This is a genomic window from Pseudoduganella sp. HUAS MS19 (genome assembly GCF_053615455.1).
In genome coordinates this window covers 6021733-6044280 of record NZ_CM132133.1, presented here as the reverse complement: position 1 = coordinate 6044280, position 22548 = coordinate 6021733, and the positions used below count along the sequence as shown (strand labels likewise).

Sequence of the window (22548 nt, the reverse complement as noted above, 5' to 3'; positions counted from 1 at the left end):
GGTGTCTGACCCGCAGGGTCAGACACCGATACGCGGCCGCCGCAGACCGGTGCCTGACCCTGCGGGTCAGGCACCGCTTTACCGGTTTTAGAAAGCATGCCCCTCCCCAAACCCACCCTAAAAGCCCGCGCCCTGCGCCTGCTCAGCCAGCGCGAGCACAGCCGCCTCGAACTCGCCCGCAAGCTGCACCGCCACGCGGAAGAGGGCGACGACGTCGAAGCCCTGCTGAACTTCCTCGAACAAAACAAATGGCTCTCTGAAGAGCGCTTCTCAGAAAACCTGGTGCACCGCCGTGCCGCCCGCTACGGCAACAGCCGCATCGTGGCAGAACTTCAGCACCACGGCATCGGCGGCGACATGCTGGCCGAAGTCAAGGAAAGCCTGAAGGAAGACGAAGTCGAGCGCTGCTGCGAGGTCTGGCGCCGCAAGTTCGGCGAAGTCGCCGCAGATCCCGAAGGCCGCCAGAAACAATTACGCTTCCTCATGTCGCGCGGCTTCTCCCAGAAAGCCATCCGCACCGCCATGAAGGGCACGATGCCGGACGAGGACTTTTAAATTGGCCTGGCAAGGTGTGCTACACTTCGAGAGTTTTATGCAGCACCGCGGGTGCGGTGGTTGTCCGTAGAAGCTGCGGCGTACTGATTAGCTGCTTATAATTTTGGCCACGTTTTGTGGCATCGGTCTTATGTCCTTGTCAAATCCTGTCTCCCGACGTGCGCTGCGGCATACGCGCGCCATAGACATCCAGGCGTATTCACGCGAGGATGGCCTGTGGGATCTTGACGCCCATATCACGGACATCAAATCCTTCGACACCATGCTGGCATCCGGCCCGCGCAAGGGCAACGAAGCCCTGCACGACCTGTGGCTGCGCGTGACCGTCGATAAGCAGCTCACCATCGTCGATGCCGAAGCAAGTTCGGACGCCGTTCCCTATCCTGGCCATTGCGACACGATTGGCCCAGCCTACAAAGCCCTGATCGGCCTCAACCTGACGAAGGGTTTTCGCCAAGCGGTCAAGGAAAGGCTGGGCGGTGTACAAGGCTGTACCCACCTGACGGAATTGGCCCAGGTGCTGCCGACGGCAGCCATGCAAGCCTTTGCCAATGATGTCTGGCCAGTGAACGAGCGCTCCAGCACTGCGACAGAGAAACCGTTCCAACTTGATAAGTGCCACGCCCTCAAGACCGATGGCGGGGCAGTTGCCGAGTTCTACCCACGCTGGTACGTCAACAAGACGGAAGCAGCCTAGGTGCTGTACAAAATACATCTAACCAACAAACAGGTATTCGAAAGAAGGGAAAGCCAGCATGAAAATCCATGAGTATCAAGGCAAAGAAATCCTCCGAAAATTCGGAGTGACCGTACCGCGCGGCATTCCGTGCATGTCTGTGGAAGAGGCGGTGAAAGCTGCTGAAACCCTGGGCGGCCCAGTATGGGTCGTAAAGGCACAGATCCATGCAGGTGGCCGTGGTAAAGGCGGCGGCGTGAAAGTAGCCAAGTCGCTGGAACAGGTCAAGGAATACGCCGACCAGATCATGGGCATGCAGCTGGTGACCCACCAGACCGGCCCTGAAGGCCAGAAAGTCCGCCGCCTGATGATCGAAGAAGGCGCCGACATCAAGAAGGAACTGTACGTTTCCCTGGTGACCGATCGTGTCACCCAGCGCGTTGTCTTGATGGCCTCCTCCGAAGGCGGTATGGACATCGAAGAAGTCGCTGAAAAGCACCCTGAACTGATTCACAACGTCGTGATCGATCCAGCGACCGGCCTGTCCGACGCAGACGCTGCCGACGTGGCACGCAAGATCGGCGTACCGGAAGCCTCCGTAGCCGACGCCGTCGCCAACCTGCAAGGCCTGTACAAAGCCTACTGGGAAACCGACGCTTCCCTGGCCGAAATCAACCCACTGATTCTGACCAGTTCCGGCAAGGTCATCGCACTGGACGCCAAGTTCAACTTCGACGCCAACGCCCTGTTCCGTCACCCGGAAATCGTGGCTTACCGCGACCTGGACGAAGAAGATCCAGCTGAAGTTGAAGCATCCCAGTTCGACCTGGCCTACATCTCCCTGGACGGCAATATCGGCTGCCTGGTGAACGGCGCCGGCCTGGCCATGGCAACCATGGACACCATCAAGCTGTTCGGCGGCGAGCCAGCCAACTTCCTGGACGTGGGCGGCGGTGCCACCACCGAGAAAGTGACCGAAGCCTTCAAGCTGATGCTGAAGAACCCGGAACTGAAAGCCATCCTGGTGAACATCTTCGGCGGCATCATGCGCTGCGACGTGATCGCCGAAGGCGTGATCGCCGGCGCCAAGGCCGTTTCCCTGTCCGTGCCGCTGGTCGTGCGCATGAAGGGCACCAACGAAGACCTGGGCAAGAAGATGCTGGCCGAATCGGGCCTGCCTATCATCGCCGCTGACACCATGGAAGAAGCAGCCAAGGCCGTTGTTGCCGCTGCCGCCGGTAAATAATTAAGGAATCGATATGTCTATCCTGATCAATAAAGACACCAAAGTCATCACCCAGGGCATCACCGGCAAGACCGGCCAGTTCCACACCCGTATGTGCCGCGACTACGCGAACGGCAAGAATGCCTTCGTTGCAGGCGTGAATCCGAAGAAAGCCGGCGAAGACTTCGAAGGCATCCCGATCTACGCATCCGTCAAGGAAGCAGCGTCGGAAACCGGCGCGACCGTTTCCGTAATCTACGTTCCACCAGCAGGCGCCGCCGCCGCAATCTGGGAAGCCGTGGAAGCTGAACTGGACCTGGCCATCTGCATCACCGAAGGCATCCCGGTCCGCGACATGATGGAAGTGAAAGACCGCATGGCCAAGGCAGGTTCCAAGACCCTGCTGCTGGGCCCTAACTGCCCAGGCCTGATCACCCCGGACGAAATCAAGATCGGCATTATGCCTGGCCATATCCATCGCAAGGGCCGCATCGGCGTGGTTTCCCGCTCCGGCACCCTGACCTATGAAGCGGTGGCACAGCTGACCGCCCTGGGCCTGGGCCAGTCTTCTGCAGTTGGCATTGGCGGCGACCCGATCAACGGCCTGAAGCACATCGACGTGATGCGCATGTTCAACGACGATCCTGACACCGACGCTGTGATCATGATCGGCGAAATCGGCGGTCCAGACGAAGCCAACGCAGCCCGTTGGATCAAGGACAACATGAAGAAGCCAGTGGTTGGCTTCATCGCCGGTGTGACCGCTCCTCCAGGCAAGCGCATGGGCCACGCCGGCGCGCTGATCTCCGGCGGCGCCGACACGGCACAAGCCAAACTGGAAATCATGGAAGCCTGCGGCATCAAGGTCACCAAAAACCCATCCGAAATGGGTCGCCTGTTGAAGGCAATGTTGTAATAGTAGCTGTATGATAACGGGGAGCTTCGGCTCCCCGTTTGCGTTTACCCGGAGGATATTGATTTGGCAAAACTACTCGTGATGCGAGAAGGTGTTATCGAGCAGACCGTGCAGCTCACCAAGGAGCGCATGACGGTCGGCCGCCATAAGCATAACGACATTGTCCTGAGCCACCCCGCAGTCAGTGGTGAGCATGCGCTCGTCACGACCATCCTGGACGACTCGTTCCTGGAAGACCTGCAAAGCACAAATGGTACATTTGTGAATGGCCACCGCATCGGCAAGCACTTCCTGCAGAACAAGGATGTGATCAAGATGGCCAAGTACCACCTCGAATTCGTCAGCGACGGCATCCGCCCACTGGCCGCCGCCGCCGCCACCATCCCTGCCATGCCGGCACCGCCGTCGGCCTCGTCCTCGGCCGCCGCGCCGCACACCCAGTTCGCCGAATTGCCACTGGCTCATATAGAAGTCCTGAACGGCAGCAATGCCGGCAAAACCCTGAGCTTGACCAAGGCCGTCACCAGCCTGGGCCGCCCCGGCGTGCAGGTCGTGGTGATTGCCCGTGCCCCCGAAGGATATTCCGTCGCCCACGTGGAAGGCGACAAATCTCCCCTGCTGAACGGTGACCCGATGCCGCGCCAGCCTCATCCGCTAAACGTTGGCGACATCCTCGACCTCAGCGGCATCCTGATGGCCTTCCGCGCCAGCTGACGATTTTTGTCAGGCATTTGGACAATTTTTGTTTTCCTTTTGACACAAAGCGTCAACTGCTTGCCCTAAAGCTGACAAAAATTGGTGGTTAACTTGGATTTTTTGCACCAAAATGGCCTGGCACGGTGATTGCTTTACTTTCCGTGCCTCAACTCACTGAGCAATTTTTAAAATCTTAGGGACTAGTAAATGAAATCGATGAAGATGATTAAGAAACAAGCGCAAGCTGGCTTCACCCTGATCGAACTGATGATCGTTGTGGCCATTATCGGTATCCTGGCTGCTGTTGCAATCCCAGCATACTCGGACTACACCGCTAAAGCCAAGATCGCCAACGCGATCACCGCTGCTGATTCGATCAAGACCGCAGTTTCCGTGTGCATTCAAGAAGCTGGTGGCGTGAAAGACACCTGCGATGCAGGCTCGAACGGCATCACCGCAACTGCTGACTTCAAGGCAACCAAAGAAGTGGCAAGCCTGGCTTCGGTTACTGACGGCGCGATCACCATCACCCTGGGTACCGGCATCTCCAAGGAAGCTGACGGCAAGACCATCACTTTCACCCCAGTTATCACTGAAAAAGATTCGACCGTGAAGTGGAACACCACCACCAACATCGTTCAGGCAAATGCCCCAGCGGTCCACTCCGCAATCGTTAAGAACAACGTAGGTACCTAATCTACCTGTTCCGCAGTAATATGAAATGCCCCGCGAAAGCGGGGCATTTTCTTTTGGGGTAAGTAAAAGTTCCTGGGATCGGTCCTCAGGCCCCGCATCCGCCGAATACACGATTCGCTTTGTATCGCTAAATTTTGGCACCCCACTCCAGAAGAGCTGACAAAAATTGGAGGCCAATTGACCAAAAACGTCATCTCAGCAGGGAAATTTGACAGTTTTTGACAGAAATCCGTGGTTTTTGTTGACAATTTGAGATGGCACACGCATTGCTGTTACTCCAGTGTCGCACCCAATTTTTGTTTCTTTCCCCTGAAGGAGTTGCAAATGAAATCCGTGAAAATGATTAAGCGTCAAGCACAAGCCGGCTTCACCCTGATTGAACTGATGATCGTTGTGGCCATTATTGGTATCCTGGCTGCAGTAGCAATCCCAGCTTACTCGGACTACACCGCGAAGGCCAAGATCGCCAATGCGATCACCGCTGCTGATTCGATCAAGACCGCAGTTTCCGTTTGCATCCAGGAAGCAGGCGGCGTGAAAGATAGCTGCGACGCGGGTTCCAATGGCATCACTGCAACCGCTGACTTCAAGCCAACCAAAGAAGTCGCCAACCTGGCTTCAGTAACGGACGGCGCTATCACCATCACCCTGGCTACCGGCATCTCTTCGGAAGCTGATGGCAAGACCATCACCTTCACTCCAACTCTGGACGCTAAAGACTCGACCGTGAAGTGGACCACCACCACCAACATCACCCAAGCCAATGCACCAGCAGTCTACTCTGCAATCACCAAGAACAACGTAGGTACCTAATCTACCTAACTGGTGAGAAAACCGGGCTTCGGCCCGGTTTTTTTTATTTGTTCAAGCGATTCTCTGCCGGTTAGCCAGCGTGCCTCGTACGAAACGATTCGCAGCAAGGTGAAGTGCGTACGGTGCAGCCAGTGAACTGCACGCTACAGCTGAACATACCCCAGAAGAAGCTTACGGGACAAACGACGGCACCAGTGTTTTTCTGAGAGCGGGAAACGCGCTGCGCATCCCATCGAACACGACGGAAATGCTTTGATCCTGATGGGGGACTGGCGCGATTGCCTCGCAACCAGTAACTGAGAAAACGGGCGCGACGTAGCTGGACGTCGATGGGGAAAATGAATGGTACTGAAATCATCGTGGCACCAATGGGTAGGCCACTTAACTTGACTCGCAAGCGGTAGCTGGCCGCCTTCCGGACACTCAAACAGCAGCCTTGATGATCTCAATACGCGAAAATGGCCAAATTCGCTTATTAAGATATGTTAAAGATGGCGCAAGCTGTCCGAATGACAGCCCTGGCACCGACTCATGGCCCCGAGTCGGAATAATTGAGCTGGCATGGCGATTGCTATAACCCCCGTATCAGAGTCAATTTACTTGAAGGAGCACCAAATGCAATCCATTAGGCGTCAAGCACAAGCCGGTTTCACCCTGATCGAACTGATGATCGTCGTGGCCATTATCGGTATTCTGGCCGCTGTAGCAATCCCAGCTTACTCGGACTACACCGGCAAAGCAAAGATTGCCAACGCGCTGACTGCGGTCGACTCGATCAAGACCGCAGTTGCAGTGTGCGTTCAAGAAGCAGGCGGCGTGTTCGACAGCTGCGACGCTGGCTCCAATAGCATCACCAAGATCGCCGACTTCAAGCCAACCAAGGAAGTTGCTTCGCTGGAATCAGTTAACAATGGCGAAATCAAGATCAAGCTGGCTACCGGCATCTTCCCCGCAGCTGACGGCAAGACCATTACCTTCACTCCGTTCTTGGATACCAAAGATTCGAGCATGAAGTGGAAAAACACCACCGACATCGTTGAGGCAGATGCGCCAGCTGTGTACGCTGCGGTCGTGAAGAACAACGTAGCTACTTAATTTAGCTAGGTAGTAGAAGAAAGCCGGGCTTCGGCCCGGTTTTCTTTTGCTCAAACGTTTCTCTGACGATCAGTCAGCGTTGCCTCTTAGGTCAGGGTGGGCAGCAAGGTTCAAGTCATGCCCTTATACACAAGTCCAAAATCAGGAAGCAGGCGTAGCTGCATAGCGTAATGCTTCCGCCGCCACGCGCACTTTCCGCAGTCCTTTCCAAATCGTTTGCACACCGGGCTCACCGTCGCCTTTGCGGGCAAGGAAACCGCCAAATCCGGCGATCAAACGTAGCACCTCATTCAGCGTCGGCTTTGCTGGCGGCCCAGCCTTGGAGCGCATGTATGCAGCGCGAATCTCGGCCCAGTCGAAGAAGCGACTGGCCTCCAGGTCAGGGCAGGTTCGCCCCAGCCGCATCAGGTGCGCGATGCGCCATGCCACTACCAGATACATCGCGATAGCCCGTTCCAGTTTGCCGATATGCTCCAACTGCAACGACTCGATACGGCAAGCATTCTGCAGGATGTCGAACAGCATTTCGATTTCCCAGCGGGCGCGATACCAGTCGATCAATTCCACTACCTCCGCATGGCTATTGGCACAACGGTTGGTCAGCAAGCGCCATTCAATTGGCTTAACGCCGGCTGGCGCATCGATTTCGCGCGCCACGATGCTGGTCACGGCCAGGGGGCCATTGGCACCGTTGCGCAGATCAATCCGCTGCACCCACAATTGCTGGTGGCGCGCGCAGTACCAGTGCTGGCGCGACCGGTGCCGGTGCGGGCTTCACCTTCGCGGGAACCATTGCCATGTTAGGCGGTGCATTTTTCGCCAGGCGGCGCACCCAGTATCCGACCTGGCGAACCGCGTAGCCCAGCTGCATTGCAAAGCCGCGTTGCGAGAGGCCACTGCTACGCCATTGCTCGATGCGTTCCTGCCATAACTGCTCGCGCTCCCCGTTTGCCATCCTGATCTCCGAAGTAAAATTGGAGTATGGCCAAGCAAGTCGGACTTTTATATGTGGTGGCGCTGGACGCTTACGCTACGCTGGCTCGGGCACGCTCCCGATCGACAACAACGCGGTCGAGAATGCGATCCGCCCGATTGCCATCGGCAAGAAAACTGGCATCTCGCCGGTTCGGAGCGCGCCGGCCGAAGCGCTGCCGCCATTCAGACTTTGCTGGGTACCGCCAGCTCAATGGCTTTGATCCGTTGCGTTGGCTGGCCAGCGTATTGGAACGTCTCCCGACGTGCCCTAACAGCCAGGTCGATTCGTTATTGCTATTGCCGAACCCTACGCAGTCTTAAACTCGCTGAACAGGTGGGACGGCTGGCCGCTTACCATTCCTGTACTTATTCGCTATGGTCCTTTGGATCGACCGATGAAATACAAAATGAGAAATGCTAATCCGATCAGGGTCCAGAGTATAAAGTCGAGTGTTGGGTTCGACAAAGGCGTAATGAATACGTTATAAACAATACCCAGCAATACAAGCGAAACGCAGATCGCAACCATTACAATCTTAATGATTTTCACATCTTTCTCCCCAATGTGTCGGTGCCTACTTGCCGCCTTTGCATTCGCATTGCTTCGCTAGAAATGGTGGCTAGGACGCCGCGTGTTGGACGACGCAGCCAGGCTGTAGTGAGGCGGCGGCCTGATGACCGTTATGTCATGAAAGTGAGTTTTAAGTTGTTCGCGCAGCCAAGATGAACATGGGGCGGAACGCCTCACGGCGCTGCTGGCTGGCGATGTCCGAAGCCAGCAGCATTGACGTATTTGCTTACACGATTTTTTGACGATCAGCCAGCATGGCCTCGTACGTCAGGTTCTGCAACAGGGTGAAGTGCGCGGGATCGAGTCCCGTGAATTGCACGCCGTAGCTGAACACGTCCTTCCCGTCCCCTTTCAGCGACTGTGCCATCGAGGCGTTACGCACCAGCGCCGAGGTATTAATGCGCACTTGCCTGTCATCCGGCGGCGCCAGCAAGGTAAAGTCCAGTTGCACCGTCTCGCCCTCGCGGCTCAAGGGCTGGGCCGATTCGATCAGCGCGCCGGACACGCTCAGGTTCACCAGGAAGACGGAAGCATGGTGGCCATCTTCGCGCGACATCTTGGCCGGGATCTCGACCTTCACCCGCATCGCAGCACGCAGGCTGGTGCCCTGGATCTCGGAAGGGAAGGCCACGTGCGCATACATCAGCGGCCGCAGGAAAACCCGCTGCACGACTGTCGAGAACGAGCAGACATTCACGCCGGAGAATACGCGCACCGTCAGCTTGTCGCCTTCGGTAAGCGCAATCGGCCCGTTATTCTCCATCGGGATCTTGACGATCATGTACTCGTCGCGCACCCAACCGATCACAGTCGAAAAGTGCTGCATGGGCCGCAGGGTGCGATGGGTGATCAACTGGATGCGCCCCCCAACCTGCAGGTTCATCTGTTCGAACGCGTATTCCTGCAATTTGTTTTCGCCCGCCATCGTCGTTATTGTCTAATTATGAGCAATTGCCCATTGTACAATAGGGCCGCGTATCAACTATTGCTTCGTCGATAGGACCATCCAGTCCAGGCCGACCAGGTGGTAGGGGTCGGGCTGCATCTTGTTGCAGCCGCCGGCGCAGGTTTCCTTCGCACCGAAGCGCCAGCCGCCGTTGTCGCGGTCAATGATTTCCTTGTCCACCAGCTCCAGTGTTTCATGGTAGCGCCGCGCCATGTCCGGCCGTTGCGCTACCGCCAGGAAAGCCTTCATGCCCTCCGCTTGCTGCCACCAGAATTTGCTGCGGTCCACGTGGCCGCTGGTGGACATGCGGTTGAAGATGCCGCCATCCTGTTCGTCATAGCCTTTTGCCACGGCGAATTTCAGCAGGCGCTCCGCCACGTCGGCATAGATTGGCGGCAGGCCGCGCTGCTCCGCGCTGCGCAACAGGTGGCTCCATTCGAACTGGTGACCGAGGTCGGTAAAGCCGTCGTTGCCAGTCAGCGGTTTCCACTGCGCGTCATACCACTCCGGGATGTAGGCGCCGCCGTCGGGCAGGCCAACCATGAGTTGGTTCAGCACGAAGTCGCCCAATTCGCGTGCGTCGGCCACCACTTGCTGGTCGCCGGTGGCATCGATCAGGGCCAGCAGGGCTTCGAACATGTGCATGACGGGGTTCTGTGTGTGTTTGGCTTCCTGCCTCGGCGCAAAATCGCGCGGCGCCGCGCCGCGTAAGCCGCCGCCCGGCTCGCGCAGGTTGCGGCGAACATCCTGCCACGCCGTCAGCGCCGCTGCCTTGTACTTCGGCTCACCCGTCACGCGTGCTGCGTGCGAGAGCGCCAGCAATGCAAATGCGTGGCCGTAGCTGTTTTTCGTTGTGCTCACCGGCTTGCCCCCGGCATCGACAACCTGGAAAAAACCGCCGTGGAGCGGATCGTGGAAAGACGTGAGCAGGAAATCCGTGCCGCGCTTTGCCACCTCCAGGTAGCGTGCGTCGCCAGTGGCCTCGTAGCCCACCAGCATGGTGTACACCAGCCGGCTGTGCAGGGTCAGGTCGCCGCTGATTTTGTTTGGCGGCTGCCAGTTGCGATCGAATTGTCCCTGCAGCAGGCCGGACGGCGTGGGGGCAAGCGCCAGCCAGCGTGACAGGTGTGCGTTGAGGTCCTTGCGGTGCCAGTCGGCATTCGCTACGTCGGCCATCGCGCTGCGTCCGTTGTTATCGCTGTCGCACGCTACGAGCAGGGCAAGGCATGCTGCGGCCACAGCGCGGCGCAGCATCAGGCTTTCCAGTCGCCGGACTTGCCACCCGCTTTTTCGGTGACGCGGATATCCGTCATCACCATGCCGCGGTCGACTGCCTTGCACATGTCGTACACGGTGAGCAGGCCGACCTGCACGGCGGTCAAGGCTTCCATTTCCACGCCGGTCTTGCCGTAGGTTTCAACCTGGGCGCGGCAATGGACAGTGTTGCCGGGTTCATCAGTGGTAAAGTCCACAGCAACGCGGGTCAGGGCCAACGGGTGGCACAGGGGCACCAGGTCGGCCGTGCGCTTGGACGCCATGATGGCGGCAATGCGTGCAATGCCGAGTACATCCCCTTTCTTGGCGGTTCCCGATAGAATGAGCGCCAGCGTTTCCGGCTTCATGCGGATACTGCCGGTGGCAACGGCAATGCGGTGGGTTTCGGCCTTGGCGCCGACATCGACCATATGGGCCTGGCCGGCAGCGTCAAAATGAGTAAGGTGTTCGGTCATCGCGTAGCTCTCTTGTTGAACGGGTATGATAGCACTGTGAATGCACTACATTTTCGCCGTCCCCTGCTGGCGGCACTGGTTTCCGGCCTCCTGATCGCCGCCCCGGCAGGGCAGGCGCAGCAGACTGAATTGCCTACGCTGGGCGATGCGTCGCGCGAGGACATGTCCCCGGTGATGGAGAAGCGCCTGGGCGAAGAGATCATGCAAAGCCTGCGCTTCGAGCGCGACTACCTGGATGACCCGCCCATCATCGAATACCTGAATAATTTCGGCACCAGGCTGGTGGATGCGCGTCCGGGCGCGCGCGGCGACGCCAACCTCGAGTACTACTTCTTCGCAATCCGCGACAAGAACCTGAATGCTTTCGCCATGCCGGGCGGCTATATCGGCGTGCACTCGCAACTGCTGCTGGCGGCGCAGAACGAATCCGAACTGGCCTCGGTGCTGTCGCATGAAATCGGCCACGTGGCGCAGCGCCATATCGCGCGCCAGCTTGGAGCGCAGAAGAACGACGCTTTGATCCCCCTGGCCGCGATGCTGCTGGCGGCGCTGGCCGCCAAGTCCAGCTCGGATGCGGCAATCGGGGTATTCATGGGCGGGCAGGGCCTGGCGATCCAGCGCCAGCTCAACTTCGGCCGCGATGCCGAGCGCGAGGCCGACCGCGTCGGCTTCCAGATCATGAATGCGGCAGGGTATGACGCCAGCGGCATGGTGTCGTTCTTCCAGCGCATGCAGAACAGCACGCGCATGTACAGTGACCTGATGCCGCCCTGGCTCCTGACCCACCCGCTGACCACCGAGCGTATCGCTGATATCCAGGCCCGCATCCGCGAGCAGAAATTCACCCAGCGCGTGGACGGCATGGACTTCCACCTGATCCGCGCCCGGGCCCGCGTCCTGCAGGACGAAAGCAGCAAGGGCTTGTCCGACACGGAAGCCGTATTCAGGAACCAGATGCAGCAGCCGGGCCGCCAGAACGTGGCCGCTGGCCAGTACGGCATGGCCATGGTGGCGCTCAAGCGTTCCGAATTCGCCGCCGCGCAGGATTGGCTGGACAAGGCACGCACCACCATCGACAAGGCGCCTGCGGCTGGCGCGTTCAGCACCCCGATCCCGCGCGGCATGACGGATTCCGCGCTGGCGTATTTGTCGCTCGAGATCAAGCTGGCGCAGGAGAACAAGCCGGACGTGATCGCCGCCGCCATCGAGGAGGCGAAACAGGCGCAGGGCCGTTACCCGCTATCGCGCGGCCTGGTGTGGCAGTACGCCGATGCCCTGATCAAGGGCGGCAGATATGACGAAGCCACGCGCTTCCTGCGCGACCAGCAGCAGATGTACCGCCGCGAACCGGAACTGCACGACTACATGGCGCAGGCCTATGCCAAGCAGGGCAAGATCGCCCTGCAGCACATCTCCCTGGCGGAGTCCTACGTGCTGCTGGGTGGTGTGCTGGCGGCACTGGACCAGCTGGCGCTGGCCCGCAAAGCGCCCGACGCGACTTACTACGACCAGTCGGTGATCGACGCCCGCGAGCGTGAGCTGCAGGCGAAGCGTCGGGAGATGATGGGCGATAAGAAAAAAGAGAAGGATTGATCAGGCAGCCTTGCGCCTGGCGACCCAGTCATTGACCACGCCTTCCAGCAAGGTCATTGGCAGGGCGCCGTGCACCAGCACTTCGTTGTGGAACTGCTTCAGGTCGAACTTGTCGCCCAGTTCCTTCTTCGCCTGTTCGCGTAGCGCCAGGATCTTCAGCATGCCCACTTTGTAAGCCAGCGCCTGGCCCGGATTGACGAAGTAGCGCTCGATCTCCGCCGTAACGTCGCCTTCCGCCATGCCGGTGGTGTTCAGCATGTAATCGATAGCCTGCTCGCGCGTCCAGCGCTTGTAATGGATGCCGGTATCGACCACCAGGCGGGTGGCGCGCATCATTTCGTCGCGCAGGCGGCCCAGGTTGTCCAGCGGGGTTTTCTGGAAGCCTTGCTCGGCTGCCAGCCGTTCCGCATACAGCGCCCAGCCTTCATGGTAGGCGGTGAACGGAATGATCTTGCGGAAGAACGGCACGCCCGTCATCTCCTGCTGGATCGCGATCTGGAAGTGGTGGCCCGGGATGCCTTCGTGGTAGGCCAGCGTGCGCATGGCGAACTTCGGCGTCTCGCCCGGTGCCCGCATATTGGCGTAGAACACGCCCGGGCGGCTGCCGTCGAAGGAGCCCTGCATGTAGTAGGCGCCTGGCGCGGTCGCCTGCGATGCGACCGGCACCGCCTGCACTTCAACACCCAGTTTCGGACGTACGTCAAACACCGGGTCGAGGCCCTTGTTCACTTCGTCCAGGATTGCCTGGTATTGCGCCAGCATGGCTTTCTTGCCTTCGTCGGTATTCGGGTACTGCTGTTCCGGGCGCGAGGCCAGGATCTGCACGCGCTTGCCGATCGAGCCTTCGCTCAGGCCTTCGCCTTTGAGGATGGCATCCATCTCCGCGCCAACGCGCTCGACTTCCGCCAGGCCCAGTTCATGCACCTGCTGCGGCGTCATGTTCGACGTGGTATGCGAGCGCACCGCCCAGGCGTAGTAGGCCTCGCCGTTCGGCAGGCTCCACGCGCCGTTGTTGGCGGTGGCCTTGGCTTGCAGCGCGGTGAAAGCATCAATCAGTTTGCCGTAGGCAGGATAGACCGCCTCCTGCACCGCCTTCTCGGTTTGTGCCATCAATGCGGTGCGGTCGGCATCGGACAGCTCTTTCACCTTGGCCAGCTTGTCGCGCATATTGGTCACCAGCACATGCTCTCCGGCCGGCTTGGCGACAACGGCCTTCATTTCCGCCAGCACTTTGTCGACGGTGAACTTGGGCGGCACGATACCTTTGCCCTCGCTGAGGCGGATCGCTTCCACCACCTGGCCGAACTTAAGCGGGAACAGGTTCAGGCGCGCGATATAGGCTTCCGCCTCACCCTTGCTGGTGACCTGGTGCACGTCGGTCATGAATTGCGGCAGCATGCTTTGCACGCCCATCATCTGGTTGACCGGGAAACCATGGTCGATGAACGGTTCGCCCTCGACCTGGCTTTTCAGGAAGAAGCGCAGCGTCTCGTAGGACAGCTTGCCTTCGGCATCGAGGCCGTCCGTGCCGTAGCTTTCCAGTACTGCCAGGTCCTGTTTGAGCTGGGCCATTTGCTTCGCAGTGTGGGCAGGAGAGGCGTCATCCAGCTTTTTGCTGTAGAAGTCCAGCCAGCCGGGCAGGATGCGCATGCTCGACAGCATTTCCGGGCTCTCGATCGCGTAGGCAGCAAAGACGCGGGCGTAGAACCAGTCCAGCTTGAGGGGTTTGAAATACCAGGTGTGGGCCACCAGGGCCAGTACCAGTACGACCAGGCCGAGCGCGATACCGCCCAGCCATTTTGCTGCACGTTTCATCAGGGGTTCTCCGGGTTGTTTTTCTCTTAACATCATGCCCCGGAGCGGGCGGCCGGTCAAGGCTGCGGCAGGCGCTCGAAACGGAATGTTTGCGGTACGCTGCCGCGCGCGATGGCGGCCAGCGGCACTGCGCGTTCGCCGATGCGCAAAGTCAGCGGCGACAGGCTGGCAGGGTCACCGGCCGCTGCATCGAGCCATGCCAGCAGGGCGTTGTCGCCCACCGGACGGCCATTCAATTCCAGTTGCGGCAAGACCTGCGCGAAGTCGCGGTCGTCGAGCTGGGCCAGCACGTCGCCGCTGCGCAGCAGCAGCTCGCCCGCCTCGGTCAGCCAGGCCGTATCGACCTCGCCAAGCGGAGCGCCGGTATGCAGCACGAAGCCTTGGACCGGATCGGTGCGCGCGATGAAGGGTGTTGTTTCCAGGTTCAGGTAGACGCGCTGCGGCCCGTTCTGGAAATACCAGCGCCCACGTTCATCGCTCTGGTAATTGCGGGTGATGAAGCCGACCAGCGCCGGGTTGGTCAGCTTGTCGCCCGCCTCGTTGAAGTGCTGCGCGCGCTCATCGCGCATGCGCCAGTTGCCGCGCGCATCGAGCGCCAGCCAGCCGTAGCAGTGCGGCACATTCGGCCATTTGGCCATCGCCTGTTTGACTATTTCATCCATGGTTCAAGCCTCGGCCACTTCGCGCGCCTCAATGGCGGTCAGGAAGTTGAGCATGCGCAGCGGCAGCCAATCCAGGCTGCCCGGCATGCGCCCGGTGGCAAAGCCCACATGGCCGCCTTCCTCCGGATAGTCCAGCACCACGTGGCGCGAGGCCTGGCGCGGCAGGTACTGGCCGGGCATGAAGGGATCGTTCTTCGCATTCAGCACCAGGGTCGGCACGGTGATATCGGTCAGCACGTGCTTGGCGCTGGCGCGGTCCCAGTAATCGTCCGCATCGCGGTAGCCGTGCAGCGGCGCCGTCACCACATTGTCGAAGGAGTGCAGGTCCTGCGCCGCCATCAGCGCATCGAGGTCGAACAGCCCGGGAAACTGCTGCAGCTTGGCCACGCATTTCGGTTTCAGCGTTTGCAGGAACATGCGCGTATACAGGCGGCTCAGGCCGCGCGACAGGGCGCTGCCGCCCTGCGCCAGGTCGAGCGGCGCCGAGACCGAGCAGGCCGCGTCGACAAACTCGGCCTGGTGTTGCGACTCGCCCAGCCAGCGCAGCAGGACATTGCCGCCCAGCGATACACCGCAAGCGTAAAACTTGCCGGTTGCGTGCGGATGCAGGCGGCGGATGATCCAGTCCAGTTCACCGGAATCGCCGGAATGATAAAAGCGCGGCGCCAGGTTCGGCTCGCCGGAGCAGCCGCGGAAATGCGGCACGGCGCCGGACCAGCCGCGGCGCGTGATTTCCGCCATCAGGGCGCGCGAGTAATGGCTGTCGGACGAGCCTTCCAGCCCATGGAACAGCACCACGAATGGCTGGCCAGGCTGGCCGTCGACGAAATCGACATCGATGAAATCGGCGTCCGGCGTATGCCAGCGTTCGCGGCGGAAACGGACGTCGGGCTTGGCTATGCAGGTAGCCGGATAGATGGTCTGCAAATGGCCGCTCGGCAGCCAGAATGGGGCGATGTAGTTCATGGCGCGGCTGGGACCGGCCCAGCGGGCCTGATCCCCCTTTTTTTAGTGCAGTATTTGAGCGCGCGGATCGACGGGAACAGGTCCCGGCGCTACAGACACATGATGCAACACAATGCGCCAACCCTTCGGTGTCTTAACGTACACATTGGTCGCAATCAGGTGCGCCGGCTCGCCGCTTGCCGCTGTGACGCCCTCAATCACAGTATGCACCGAACTCATCAGGTTGTGTGTCTCATGCAGCTGGGACGGGCGAATTTGCAACCCGCCGTGTTCCAAAAGTGCACTCCAGGAATCGCGGATGGCGCCGTGCCCGATCAGGCGCGGGCCGCCAGGGTGGACACAGACGATTTCCTCGTCGTCCGCCCACAGCGCCATCAGGGCTTCCAGGTCGGCCCGGTTCAAGGCATCGTAAAAGGCCGCTTCGACTTCTGCCGCACTGCCATTCTGGTGTTTACGCGCTGCCATCCGGGCTCCGGGGAAGGGTGATTAATGGTGGCCGGCGTCGGCGCCTGGCTTCAGTTTGTACTGGGTGCCGCAGTAAGGGCATTTCGCTTCGCCATGCTTGAAGTCCAGGAACACGCGCGGGTGCGAAGACCACAGCGGCATGGCCGGATTCGGGCAGTAGGCCGGCAGGTCTTTGCCATCGAGTTCGACTGGATGGGTGGCGTTGCTCATTTTATAACACTCCGCGAGATCAAAAACCAAGATTTTAATGCATCCCGGCAGCGAAAAGCATTCGTCGGTAGAATGTCGGCTTTCCCATGCGGTCGCCAATGAGTTCTCCAGATAGCCTGCCCGATGTCGCGGCCCACCACGAGCCTTCCTGGCGCGCCGGGCTGAAAGACGGCACCCCAACCCTGTTCGGCATCGCCGCCTGGGGCCTGGTGGTTGGCGTGGCCATGGTCAAGTCCGGCCTGACCGTCATGCAGGCGCTGGGCATGACCCTGCTGGTGTTTGCCGGTTCGGCGCAATTGGCCTCGCTGCCCCTGATCGCGGCGGCCGCGCCGATCTGGGTGATTTTCCTGACCGCGGTGGTGGTCAATCTCCGTTTCGTGATTTTCGCCGCCTTGCTGGCGCCGCACTTCGCCAGGCTGCCGCTGTGGCGCCGCTTCCTGCTTGGCTATGGCGCCGGCGACATGACAACTGCCATGTTCCTGCAGCGCTACCCGACCGAAAAGCCGGCGGAAGGCAAGGTCTCTTACCTGCGCGGCCTGCTTTACCCGAATTTTGTCGCGTGGCAGTCCGGCTCCATCGCCGGCATTTTCCTTGGCAACGCCGTGCCTGCCGAATGGGGTCTTGGCTTTGCCGGCACGCTGGCGATTGTCTGCATTACCGTGCCGATGGTGGCGACCCGTCCCGCGCTGTGCGGCGCGCTGGTCGCCGGCGTGACCGCCGTGCTGGCGCACGGTTTCCCTTACAAACTGGGCCTGCTGGCCGCCGTGCTGGTTGGCATGGTGACTGCCATGGTGGTGGAAGGAATGATCGAACGACGAAAGGCCGCCAATGTCTGATCTTGAAATCTGGCTGACGATTGCTGCCCTGGTTTGCGCCACCGCGGTCACGCGATCTTCGTTCTGGGTGATCGGCGAGCACGTCTCGATCCCGACCCGCGTGCAGGAGATGCTGCGCTACGCTCCGTCCTGCGCGCTGGCCGCCATCATCGGGCCTGACCTGCTGCTTGACCCGCAAGGCGCGGTCGACTTCAGCTTCCACAATTACAAGCTGCTGGCTGGCGCTGCAGCCATCGCCTACTACCTGGCGCGCCGCAATATGCTGGAGACCATTGTGTTTGGCATGGCGTGCTTCACCGCGCTGCGCCTCCTGTTGTCCTGAATCCGTACCCCTGCGGGCTTTTTCCGCCCTACAATGAAGTAAATGCTGGAGGCGAACATGGGGAGAGTGCTGCTGGCGCTGCTGCTGGGGGGAGTTGCCGCCGGCTGCCGGGCGGAACCGGTCACCATGTACCTGATGGAGGTGCCGCCGCTGACACTGAACGAGCCAGGGCGCAAAGGCGTGGCAGGCGATGTTGCCCTCGAAGCGCTCCGGCGCGCAGGGTACGAGGTCCGGCTGGAGGTTGTTCCGAGCAACCGCGCATTGACTATCGTTGCACATCCGGCTGCGCGCAACGTGCTGATCATTCCCTTGGCCCGTGTGGCGGCGCGGGAAGCCAGGTACACCTGGGTCGCCCCGCTGGTCAAAGTCAACCGGGCCTTTTTCTCCTTGAAGAAGTATGTCCGCACCTTTGGCGAGGCCCGCGCCAGCTTCGACGCCATTGGCGTCTCGCGCGGTACCGCAGGCTTGCATATCCTGCGCGAAGAGCGCTTCAGCGATGCGCAGATCCGTGAGCTGAACCAGGCCCAGACACCGCCCAAGATGTTGCTGCAGCACCGTATCGACGCATGGTACGGCCCGATTGCCGAAGGCAGGGCGCTGTTTTTTGCAGCGGGGGCGTCGAAGACCTTCGTGAGTCCGCCACTGGGACCCACCTACAATTATCTCGCCTGCTCACTTGCCTGCGATGCGCAGATGGGCGCTCGCCTGGCGGACGCGCTGGCGCAGATGGAGCAGGATGGCACGACCCGCTCCATTCGTGAAAAATATGACTGGGTTGACAACTAAATATCGGCCTTGCGCGAGCTTAACAAGCGGCTAAGGGGCCCCGGCTTAAGGTAAAATAGCGCTCTTTCCAACTGTGACCCCTGAGTAACCATGCTGAAATTCAACCGCCTGGAAGACCTCGTAGCGCAGGATGCGCTGCAGGGCAAGCGCGTCTTTATCCGTGCAGATCTGAACGTGCCGCAGGATGATGCGGGCAATATCACCGAAGATACGCGCATTCGCGCTTCGATTCCGGCGATTAAGGCGGCCCTGGGCGCTGGCGCCAAGGTCATGGTTACCTCCCACCTGGGCCGTCCAACCGAAGGCGAATTCAAAGCCGAAGACAGTCTGGCGCCGATCGCCAAGCGCATGTCCGAGCTGCTGGGCCAGCCGGTTGAACTGAAGCAGGACTGGGTCGATGGCGTGGAAGTTGCTGCCGGCCAGGTTGTGCTGTTGGAAAACTGCCGCGTCAACAAGGGCGAGAAGAAGAATTCCGATGAGCTGGCCCAGAAAATGGCCAAGCTGTGCGACGTGTACGTGAACGATGCTTTCGGCACCGCCCACCGCGCCGAGGCGACCACCCACGGCATCGCCAAATTTGCGCCGATCGCTTGCGCCGGCCCGCTGCTGGCTGCTGAACTGGATGCGCTGGGCAAGGCCCTGGGCGCGCCGGCCCGTCCACTGCTGGCCATCGTGGCCGGTTCCAAAGTGTCGACCAAGCTGTCGATCCTGAAATCCCTGGCTGACAAGGTGGACAACCTGATCGTCGGCGGCGGCATCGCCAACACCTTCATGCTGGCTGCCGGCCTGAAGATCGGCAAGTCGCTGGCTGAGGCTGACCTGGTTGCGGAAGCCAAGGCCATCATCGACATCATGGCTGCCCGCGGAGCGCAGGTGCCGATCCCGGAAGACGTGGTGTGCGCGAAAGAATTCTCGCCAAGCGCTGCCGCAACCGTGAAGGCCGTGGCTGACGTGGCCGATGACGACATGATCCTCGACATCGGCCCCAAGACCGCCGCCAAGCTGGCCGCCCAGATCGCCGAAGCCGGCACCATCGTCTGGAACGGTCCGGTCGGCGTGTTCGAGTTCGACCAGTTTGGCGAAGGCACCAAGACCCTGGCCATGGCAATTGCCAACTCCAAGGGCTTCTCCATCGCCGGCGGTGGCGACACCCTGGCAGCTATCGCCAAATACCAGATCACCGACAAGATCGGCTATATCTCCACCGGCGGCGGCGCCTTCCTGGAATTCCTGGAAGGCAAGACCCTGCCGGCAGTGGAAATCCTGGCGCAACGCGCCCAGTAACACGGTAAAAGGCGCCCGCAAGGCGCCTTTTGAACTTTTTTAAGCTCACACGAAGGAAACCTTCATGGCACGTGGTACCAAGATCGTCGCAACTATCGGCCCAGCATCGACCGACCTCAGCATCCTGATCCAGATGATCAAGGCTGGCGTCGACGTGGTCCGCCTGAATTTCTCCCACGGCAAGGCGCAAGATCATATCGATCGCGCTGCCCTGGTGCGAAAGGCGGCTGCGGAATGCGGCAAGGAAGTGGCGATCATGGCCGACATGCAGGGTCCGAAGATCCGTATCGGCAAGTTCGAAAACAACAAGATCGAACTGGCCAAGGGCGACAAGTTCATCCTCGATGCCAAGTGGGGCGAGAACGGCGAACTGGGCAACCAGGAGCGCGTGGGCCTGGACTACAAGAGCCTGCCGACCGACGTCAAGCCGGCCGACGTGCTGCTGCTGAATGACGGCCTGATCGTGTTGACCGTGGACAAGATCGTCGGCAGCGAGATCTTCACCACCGTAAAGATCGGCGGCGAGCTGTCCAACAACAAAGGCATCAACCGCCAGGGCGGCGGCCTGACCGCGCCGGCCCTGACCGCCAAGGACATGGAAGACATCAAGACCGCGATGTCGTTCCAGGCCGATTACCTGGCGATTTCCTTCCCGAAGAACGCCACCGACATGGAAATGGCGCGCCAGCTGGCAAATATTGCCGGCGAGCCATTCGGCTTCAAGCCGATGATGATCGCCAAGATCGAGCGCGCGGAAGCCATTCCTGCGCTGCAGGAAATCCTCAACGCCTCCGACGGCATCATGGTGGCCCGTGGCGACCTGGCTGTCGAGGTAGGCAATGCCGCCGTGCCTGCGCTGCAGAAGCGCATGATCCGCATGGCGCGCGAATCGAACAAGATCGCCATTACCGCGACCCAGATGATGGAGTCGATGATCTTCAATGCCGTGCCGACCCGCGCCGAAGTGTCGGACGTGGCCAACGCGGTGCTGGACGGTACCGATGCCGTGATGACTTCGGCCGAAACCGCTTCCGGCAAATACCCGGTGGAAACCGTGGAAATGATGGCGGCTATCTGTACCGAAGCCGAGCAATCCGAATACAACAAACTCGATGCGGACTTCCTGAACGCCCGCTTCACCCGTATCGACCAGTCGATCGCCTATGGCGCCCTGTTCACTGCGCACCACCTGCGCGTGAAGGCGATTGTGGCCCTGACCGAATCCGGCTCCACCGCGCTGTGGATGAGCCGCCACAACATCGACACCCCGATTATTGCGCTCACGCCGAGCACCACCACCCAGCGCAAGCTGGCCTTGTACCGTAACGTTTGCACCCACATGCTGATGCAGGATGCGCCGACCGACGTCGTGCTGCGCGCCGCGGAAGACCTCCTGGTAAAACAGGGTATTGCCCAGAAGGGCGATATGATTGTGGTTACCTGGGGTGCGCCGATGGGCAAGGTGGGCGGCACGAACGCACTGCGTATCGTGAAAGTAGGTGAGTTTACTCACCGCGCCGATTCGGCTCGATAACGAACGCTAACGATTTCTTTATTGTTATTGGAGTACTACCATGTCCCTCGTATCCATGCGTCAACTGCTGGACCACGCTGCTGAAAACGGCTACGGCATCCCAGCTTTCAACGTCAACAACCTGGAACAAGTGCAGGCCATCATGGCCGCTGCCGACGCGGTCAACGCGCCGGTGATCATGCAGGCATCGGCTGGCGCCCGCAAGTACGCCGGCGAAGCCTTCCTGCGCCACCTGATCGACGCAGCGATCGAAGCTTACCCGCACATTCCAGTCGTCATGCACCAGGACCACGGCCAGTCGCCGGCAGTCTGCATGGCCGCAATCAAGTCGGGCTTCTCGTCGGTGATGATGGACGGTTCCCTGATGGCTGACGGCAAGTCCGTCGCTTCCTACGAGTACAACGTGGAAGTGTCGAAGGAAGTGGTGAAGTTCTCCCACTCCATCGGTGTGACCGTGGAAGCGGAACTGGGCGTGCTGGGTTCCCTGGAAACCATGAAGGGCGACAAGGAAGACGGCCACGGCGCTGAAGGCACCATGACCCGCGAACAGCTGCTGACCGACGTGGCGCAAGCTGCCGACTTCGTGCAGAAGACCCAGTGCGACGCGCTGGCAATCGCCATCGGCACCTCGCACGGCGCCTACAAGTTCACCCGCAAGCCAACCGGCGACATCCTGGCGATCGACCGCATCAAGGAAATCCACGCGCGCATTCCTAACACCCACCTGGTGATGCACGGTTCCTCCTCCGTGCCGCAGGAACTGCTGGCCATCATCCGCGAATTTGGCGGCGACATGAAGGAAACCTACGGCGTGCCGGTGGAAGAAATCCAGGAAGGCATCCGTCACGGCGTGCGCAAGATCAATATCGACACCGACATCCGCCTGGCCATGACCGCTGCCGTGCGCAAGTACATGTTCGAGAACCCATCGAAGTTCGACCCGCGCGACTTCCTGAAGCCAGCCCGTGCTGCTGCTGAAGAAGTGGTGAAGGCGCGCTTCCTGTCGTTCGGCTGCGAAGGCCGTGCGTCGCAGATCAAGCCGATCTCGCTGGAGAAGATGGCTGAGCGTTACAAGGCCGGCGAGCTGGCCCAGATCGTCAAGTAAAACCGGCAGTGCACCGCCGCGTCGGGTGTCAGACCCTGCGGGTCTGACACCGGTTTACCGGTTTAAAAATCTCAAA

Annotated in this window: 24 protein-coding genes and 2 pseudogenes; 16 read left to right on the top strand and 10 right to left on the bottom strand. The window is 60.2% G+C overall.

Annotated features, from left to right (window positions below; all coding sequences use genetic code 11):
- Positions 1 to 96 precede the first annotated feature (96 nt).
- The 8 genes from recX (at position 97) to ACWBU6_RS27680 (ending at position 6672) form a co-directional block, all read left to right on the top strand.
- On the top strand, positions 97 to 555 hold the full coding sequence (recX, locus tag ACWBU6_RS27715) for a recombination regulator RecX (RefSeq protein WP_452646539.1): 459 nt from the start codon (positions 97 to 99) through the stop codon (positions 553 to 555).
- Between the two features lie 130 nt (positions 556 to 685).
- Positions 686 to 1252, top strand: coding sequence for a DUF2889 domain-containing protein (locus ACWBU6_RS27710; protein WP_452646538.1), 567 nt, complete (start codon positions 686 to 688; stop codon positions 1250 to 1252).
- Positions 1253 to 1310: 58 nt separating this feature from the next.
- Positions 1311 to 2477, top strand: a complete 1167-nt coding sequence (sucC, locus tag ACWBU6_RS27705; RefSeq protein WP_452646537.1) for an ADP-forming succinate--CoA ligase subunit beta — start codon at positions 1311 to 1313, stop codon at positions 2475 to 2477.
- Between the two features lie 13 nt (positions 2478 to 2490).
- Positions 2491 to 3372: a succinate--CoA ligase subunit alpha gene (gene sucD / locus ACWBU6_RS27700; RefSeq protein ID WP_452646536.1), complete on the top strand. Its 882-nt coding sequence runs from the start codon at positions 2491 to 2493 to the stop codon at positions 3370 to 3372.
- Positions 3373 to 3435: 63 nt separating this feature from the next.
- Entirely contained in the window at positions 3436 to 4086 is a 651-nt protein-coding gene (locus ACWBU6_RS27695) for an FHA domain-containing protein (protein ID WP_452646535.1), read from the top strand.
- Between the two features lie 189 nt (positions 4087 to 4275).
- Positions 4276 to 4764, top strand: a complete 489-nt coding sequence (locus tag ACWBU6_RS27690) for a pilin (protein WP_452646534.1) — start codon at positions 4276 to 4278, stop codon at positions 4762 to 4764.
- A 324-nt stretch (positions 4765 to 5088) separates the two neighbouring features.
- Positions 5089 to 5577 (top strand): pilin, encoded by a 489-nt coding sequence (locus ACWBU6_RS27685; RefSeq protein WP_452646533.1) that lies wholly within the window; start codon positions 5089 to 5091, stop codon positions 5575 to 5577.
- A 615-nt stretch (positions 5578 to 6192) separates the two neighbouring features.
- Positions 6193 to 6672 (top strand): pilin, encoded by a 480-nt coding sequence (locus ACWBU6_RS27680; protein ID WP_452646532.1) that lies wholly within the window; start codon positions 6193 to 6195, stop codon positions 6670 to 6672.
- 141 nt (positions 6673 to 6813) lie between these two features.
- Here ACWBU6_RS27680 and ACWBU6_RS27675 read toward each other — a convergent pair.
- Together ACWBU6_RS27675 and tnpA are read right to left on the bottom strand one after the other, a co-directional pair.
- Positions 6814 to 7398, bottom strand: a pseudogene (locus ACWBU6_RS27675) (IS4 family transposase); the annotation flags it as partial.
- On the bottom strand, positions 7373 to 7627 hold the full coding sequence (tnpA, locus tag ACWBU6_RS27670) for an IS66 family insertion sequence element accessory protein TnpA (RefSeq protein ID WP_452646531.1): 255 nt from the start codon (positions 7625 to 7627) through the stop codon (positions 7373 to 7375). The gene tnpA and the pseudogene ACWBU6_RS27675, both read right to left, overlap by 26 nt.
- Positions 7628 to 7700: 73 nt before the next feature.
- Here tnpA and ACWBU6_RS27665 point away from each other — a divergent pair.
- Positions 7701 to 7968: pseudogene (locus ACWBU6_RS27665) on the top strand (transposase domain-containing protein); the annotation flags it as partial.
- 476 nt (positions 7969 to 8444) lie between these two features.
- On the opposite strand, the gene ACWBU6_RS27660 reads toward ACWBU6_RS27665, so the two are convergent.
- The 3 genes from ACWBU6_RS27660 to moaC are packed head-to-tail and all read right to left on the bottom strand — an operon-like array spanning position 8445 to position 10894.
- On the bottom strand, positions 8445 to 9143 hold the full coding sequence (locus tag ACWBU6_RS27660; protein ID WP_452646530.1) for a flagellar brake protein: 699 nt from the start codon (positions 9141 to 9143) through the stop codon (positions 8445 to 8447).
- 57 nt (positions 9144 to 9200) lie between these two features.
- Positions 9201 to 10418 (bottom strand): AGE family epimerase/isomerase, encoded by a 1218-nt coding sequence (locus tag ACWBU6_RS27655; RefSeq protein ID WP_452646529.1) that lies wholly within the window; start codon positions 10416 to 10418, stop codon positions 9201 to 9203.
- A complete protein-coding gene (gene moaC, locus ACWBU6_RS27650; RefSeq protein ID WP_057263124.1) occupies positions 10418 to 10894 on the bottom strand; it encodes a cyclic pyranopterin monophosphate synthase MoaC in 477 nt (158 codons plus the stop codon). Before moaC ends, ACWBU6_RS27655 begins: the two co-directional genes overlap by 1 nt.
- 36 nt (positions 10895 to 10930) lie before the next feature.
- Here moaC and ACWBU6_RS27645 point away from each other — a divergent pair, with 36 nt between their 5' ends.
- Positions 10931 to 12487: a beta-barrel assembly-enhancing protease gene (locus ACWBU6_RS27645; protein ID WP_452646528.1), complete on the top strand. Its 1557-nt coding sequence runs from the start codon at positions 10931 to 10933 to the stop codon at positions 12485 to 12487.
- Here the strand turns inward: ACWBU6_RS27645 and ACWBU6_RS27640 are convergent, their stop codons facing one another.
- From ACWBU6_RS27640 to ACWBU6_RS27620, 5 genes are read right to left on the bottom strand one after another with little or no spacing between them, the layout of a single operon-like run.
- Positions 12488 to 14302: a DUF885 domain-containing protein gene (locus ACWBU6_RS27640; RefSeq protein ID WP_452646527.1), complete on the bottom strand. Its 1815-nt coding sequence runs from the start codon at positions 14300 to 14302 to the stop codon at positions 12488 to 12490.
- Between the two features lie 56 nt (positions 14303 to 14358).
- The gene (locus ACWBU6_RS27635; RefSeq protein WP_452646526.1) at positions 14359 to 14964 is read right to left on the bottom strand and encodes a DUF2946 family protein; all 606 of its coding nucleotides are present in this window, start codon (positions 14962 to 14964) and stop codon (positions 14359 to 14361) included.
- Between the two features lie 3 nt (positions 14965 to 14967).
- Complete coding sequence (locus ACWBU6_RS27630; protein ID WP_452646525.1) at positions 14968 to 15930, bottom strand: YheT family hydrolase; 963 nt, start codon at positions 15928 to 15930, stop codon at positions 14968 to 14970.
- Positions 15931 to 15972: 42 nt separating this feature from the next.
- Positions 15973 to 16395, bottom strand: a complete 423-nt coding sequence (locus ACWBU6_RS27625; protein WP_090435536.1) for a YybH family protein — start codon at positions 16393 to 16395, stop codon at positions 15973 to 15975.
- Positions 16396 to 16416: 21 nt separating this feature from the next.
- Positions 16417 to 16605, bottom strand: coding sequence for a zinc-finger domain-containing protein (locus ACWBU6_RS27620; protein WP_452646524.1), 189 nt, complete (start codon positions 16603 to 16605; stop codon positions 16417 to 16419).
- Positions 16606 to 16703: 98 nt separating this feature from the next.
- Here ACWBU6_RS27620 and ACWBU6_RS27615 point away from each other — a divergent pair, with 98 nt between their 5' ends.
- From ACWBU6_RS27615 to fba, 6 genes are all read left to right on the top strand, one after another.
- Entirely contained in the window at positions 16704 to 17441 is a 738-nt protein-coding gene (locus ACWBU6_RS27615) for an AzlC family ABC transporter permease (RefSeq protein ID WP_452646523.1), read from the top strand.
- Positions 17434 to 17763: an AzlD domain-containing protein gene (locus ACWBU6_RS27610; RefSeq protein ID WP_452646522.1), complete on the top strand. Its 330-nt coding sequence runs from the start codon at positions 17434 to 17436 to the stop codon at positions 17761 to 17763. Before ACWBU6_RS27615 ends, ACWBU6_RS27610 begins: the two co-directional genes overlap by 8 nt.
- Positions 17764 to 17820: 57 nt before the next feature.
- Entirely contained in the window at positions 17821 to 18549 is a 729-nt protein-coding gene (locus tag ACWBU6_RS27605) for a substrate-binding periplasmic protein (RefSeq protein WP_452646521.1), read from the top strand.
- A 90-nt stretch (positions 18550 to 18639) separates the two neighbouring features.
- On the top strand, positions 18640 to 19833 hold the full coding sequence (locus tag ACWBU6_RS27600) for a phosphoglycerate kinase (protein ID WP_452646520.1): 1194 nt from the start codon (positions 18640 to 18642) through the stop codon (positions 19831 to 19833).
- A gap of 64 nt (positions 19834 to 19897) precedes the next feature.
- Positions 19898 to 21367 (top strand): pyruvate kinase, encoded by a 1470-nt coding sequence (gene pyk / locus ACWBU6_RS27595; RefSeq protein WP_452646519.1) that lies wholly within the window; start codon positions 19898 to 19900, stop codon positions 21365 to 21367.
- A 40-nt stretch (positions 21368 to 21407) separates the two neighbouring features.
- Positions 21408 to 22472 (top strand): class II fructose-bisphosphate aldolase, encoded by a 1065-nt coding sequence (gene fba, locus ACWBU6_RS27590; protein WP_452646518.1) that lies wholly within the window; start codon positions 21408 to 21410, stop codon positions 22470 to 22472.
- The last annotated feature ends 76 nt before the right edge of the window (positions 22473 to 22548 follow it).

Coding starts and splice junctions, on each gene's coding strand:
- recX (WP_452646539.1), top strand. CDS start 97: ATGCCCCTCCCCAAACCCACCCTAAAAGCCCGCGCCCTGCGCCTGCTC.
- ACWBU6_RS27710 (WP_452646538.1), top strand. CDS start 686: ATGTCCTTGTCAAATCCTGTCTCCCGACGTGCGCTGCGGCATACGCGC.
- sucC (WP_452646537.1), top strand. CDS start 1,311: ATGAAAATCCATGAGTATCAAGGCAAAGAAATCCTCCGAAAATTCGGA.
- sucD (WP_452646536.1), top strand. CDS start 2,491: ATGTCTATCCTGATCAATAAAGACACCAAAGTCATCACCCAGGGCATC.
- ACWBU6_RS27690 (WP_452646534.1), top strand. CDS start 4,276: ATGAAATCGATGAAGATGATTAAGAAACAAGCGCAAGCTGGCTTCACC.
- ACWBU6_RS27685 (WP_452646533.1), top strand. CDS start 5,089: ATGAAATCCGTGAAAATGATTAAGCGTCAAGCACAAGCCGGCTTCACC.
- ACWBU6_RS27680 (WP_452646532.1), top strand. CDS start 6,193: ATGCAATCCATTAGGCGTCAAGCACAAGCCGGTTTCACCCTGATCGAA.
- tnpA (WP_452646531.1), bottom strand. CDS start 7,627: ATGGCAAACGGGGAGCGCGAGCAGTTATGGCAGGAACGCATCGAGCAA.
- ACWBU6_RS27660 (WP_452646530.1), bottom strand. CDS start 9,143: ATGGCGGGCGAAAACAAATTGCAGGAATACGCGTTCGAACAGATGAAC.
- ACWBU6_RS27655 (WP_452646529.1), bottom strand. CDS start 10,418: ATGCTGCGCCGCGCTGTGGCCGCAGCATGCCTTGCCCTGCTCGTAGCG.
- moaC (WP_057263124.1), bottom strand. CDS start 10,894: ATGACCGAACACCTTACTCATTTTGACGCTGCCGGCCAGGCCCATATG.
- ACWBU6_RS27640 (WP_452646527.1), bottom strand. CDS start 14,302: ATGAAACGTGCAGCAAAATGGCTGGGCGGTATCGCGCTCGGCCTGGTC.
- ACWBU6_RS27635 (WP_452646526.1), bottom strand. CDS start 14,964: ATGGATGAAATAGTCAAACAGGCGATGGCCAAATGGCCGAATGTGCCG.
- ACWBU6_RS27630 (WP_452646525.1), bottom strand. CDS start 15,930: ATGAACTACATCGCCCCATTCTGGCTGCCGAGCGGCCATTTGCAGACC.
- ACWBU6_RS27625 (WP_090435536.1), bottom strand. CDS start 16,395: ATGGCAGCGCGTAAACACCAGAATGGCAGTGCGGCAGAAGTCGAAGCG.
- ACWBU6_RS27620 (WP_452646524.1), bottom strand. CDS start 16,605: ATGAGCAACGCCACCCATCCAGTCGAACTCGATGGCAAAGACCTGCCG.
- ACWBU6_RS27615 (WP_452646523.1), top strand. CDS start 16,704: ATGAGTTCTCCAGATAGCCTGCCCGATGTCGCGGCCCACCACGAGCCT.
- ACWBU6_RS27610 (WP_452646522.1), top strand. CDS start 17,434: ATGTCTGATCTTGAAATCTGGCTGACGATTGCTGCCCTGGTTTGCGCC.
- ACWBU6_RS27605 (WP_452646521.1), top strand. CDS start 17,821: ATGGGGAGAGTGCTGCTGGCGCTGCTGCTGGGGGGAGTTGCCGCCGGC.
- ACWBU6_RS27600 (WP_452646520.1), top strand. CDS start 18,640: ATGCTGAAATTCAACCGCCTGGAAGACCTCGTAGCGCAGGATGCGCTG.
- pyk (WP_452646519.1), top strand. CDS start 19,898: ATGGCACGTGGTACCAAGATCGTCGCAACTATCGGCCCAGCATCGACC.
- fba (WP_452646518.1), top strand. CDS start 21,408: ATGTCCCTCGTATCCATGCGTCAACTGCTGGACCACGCTGCTGAAAAC.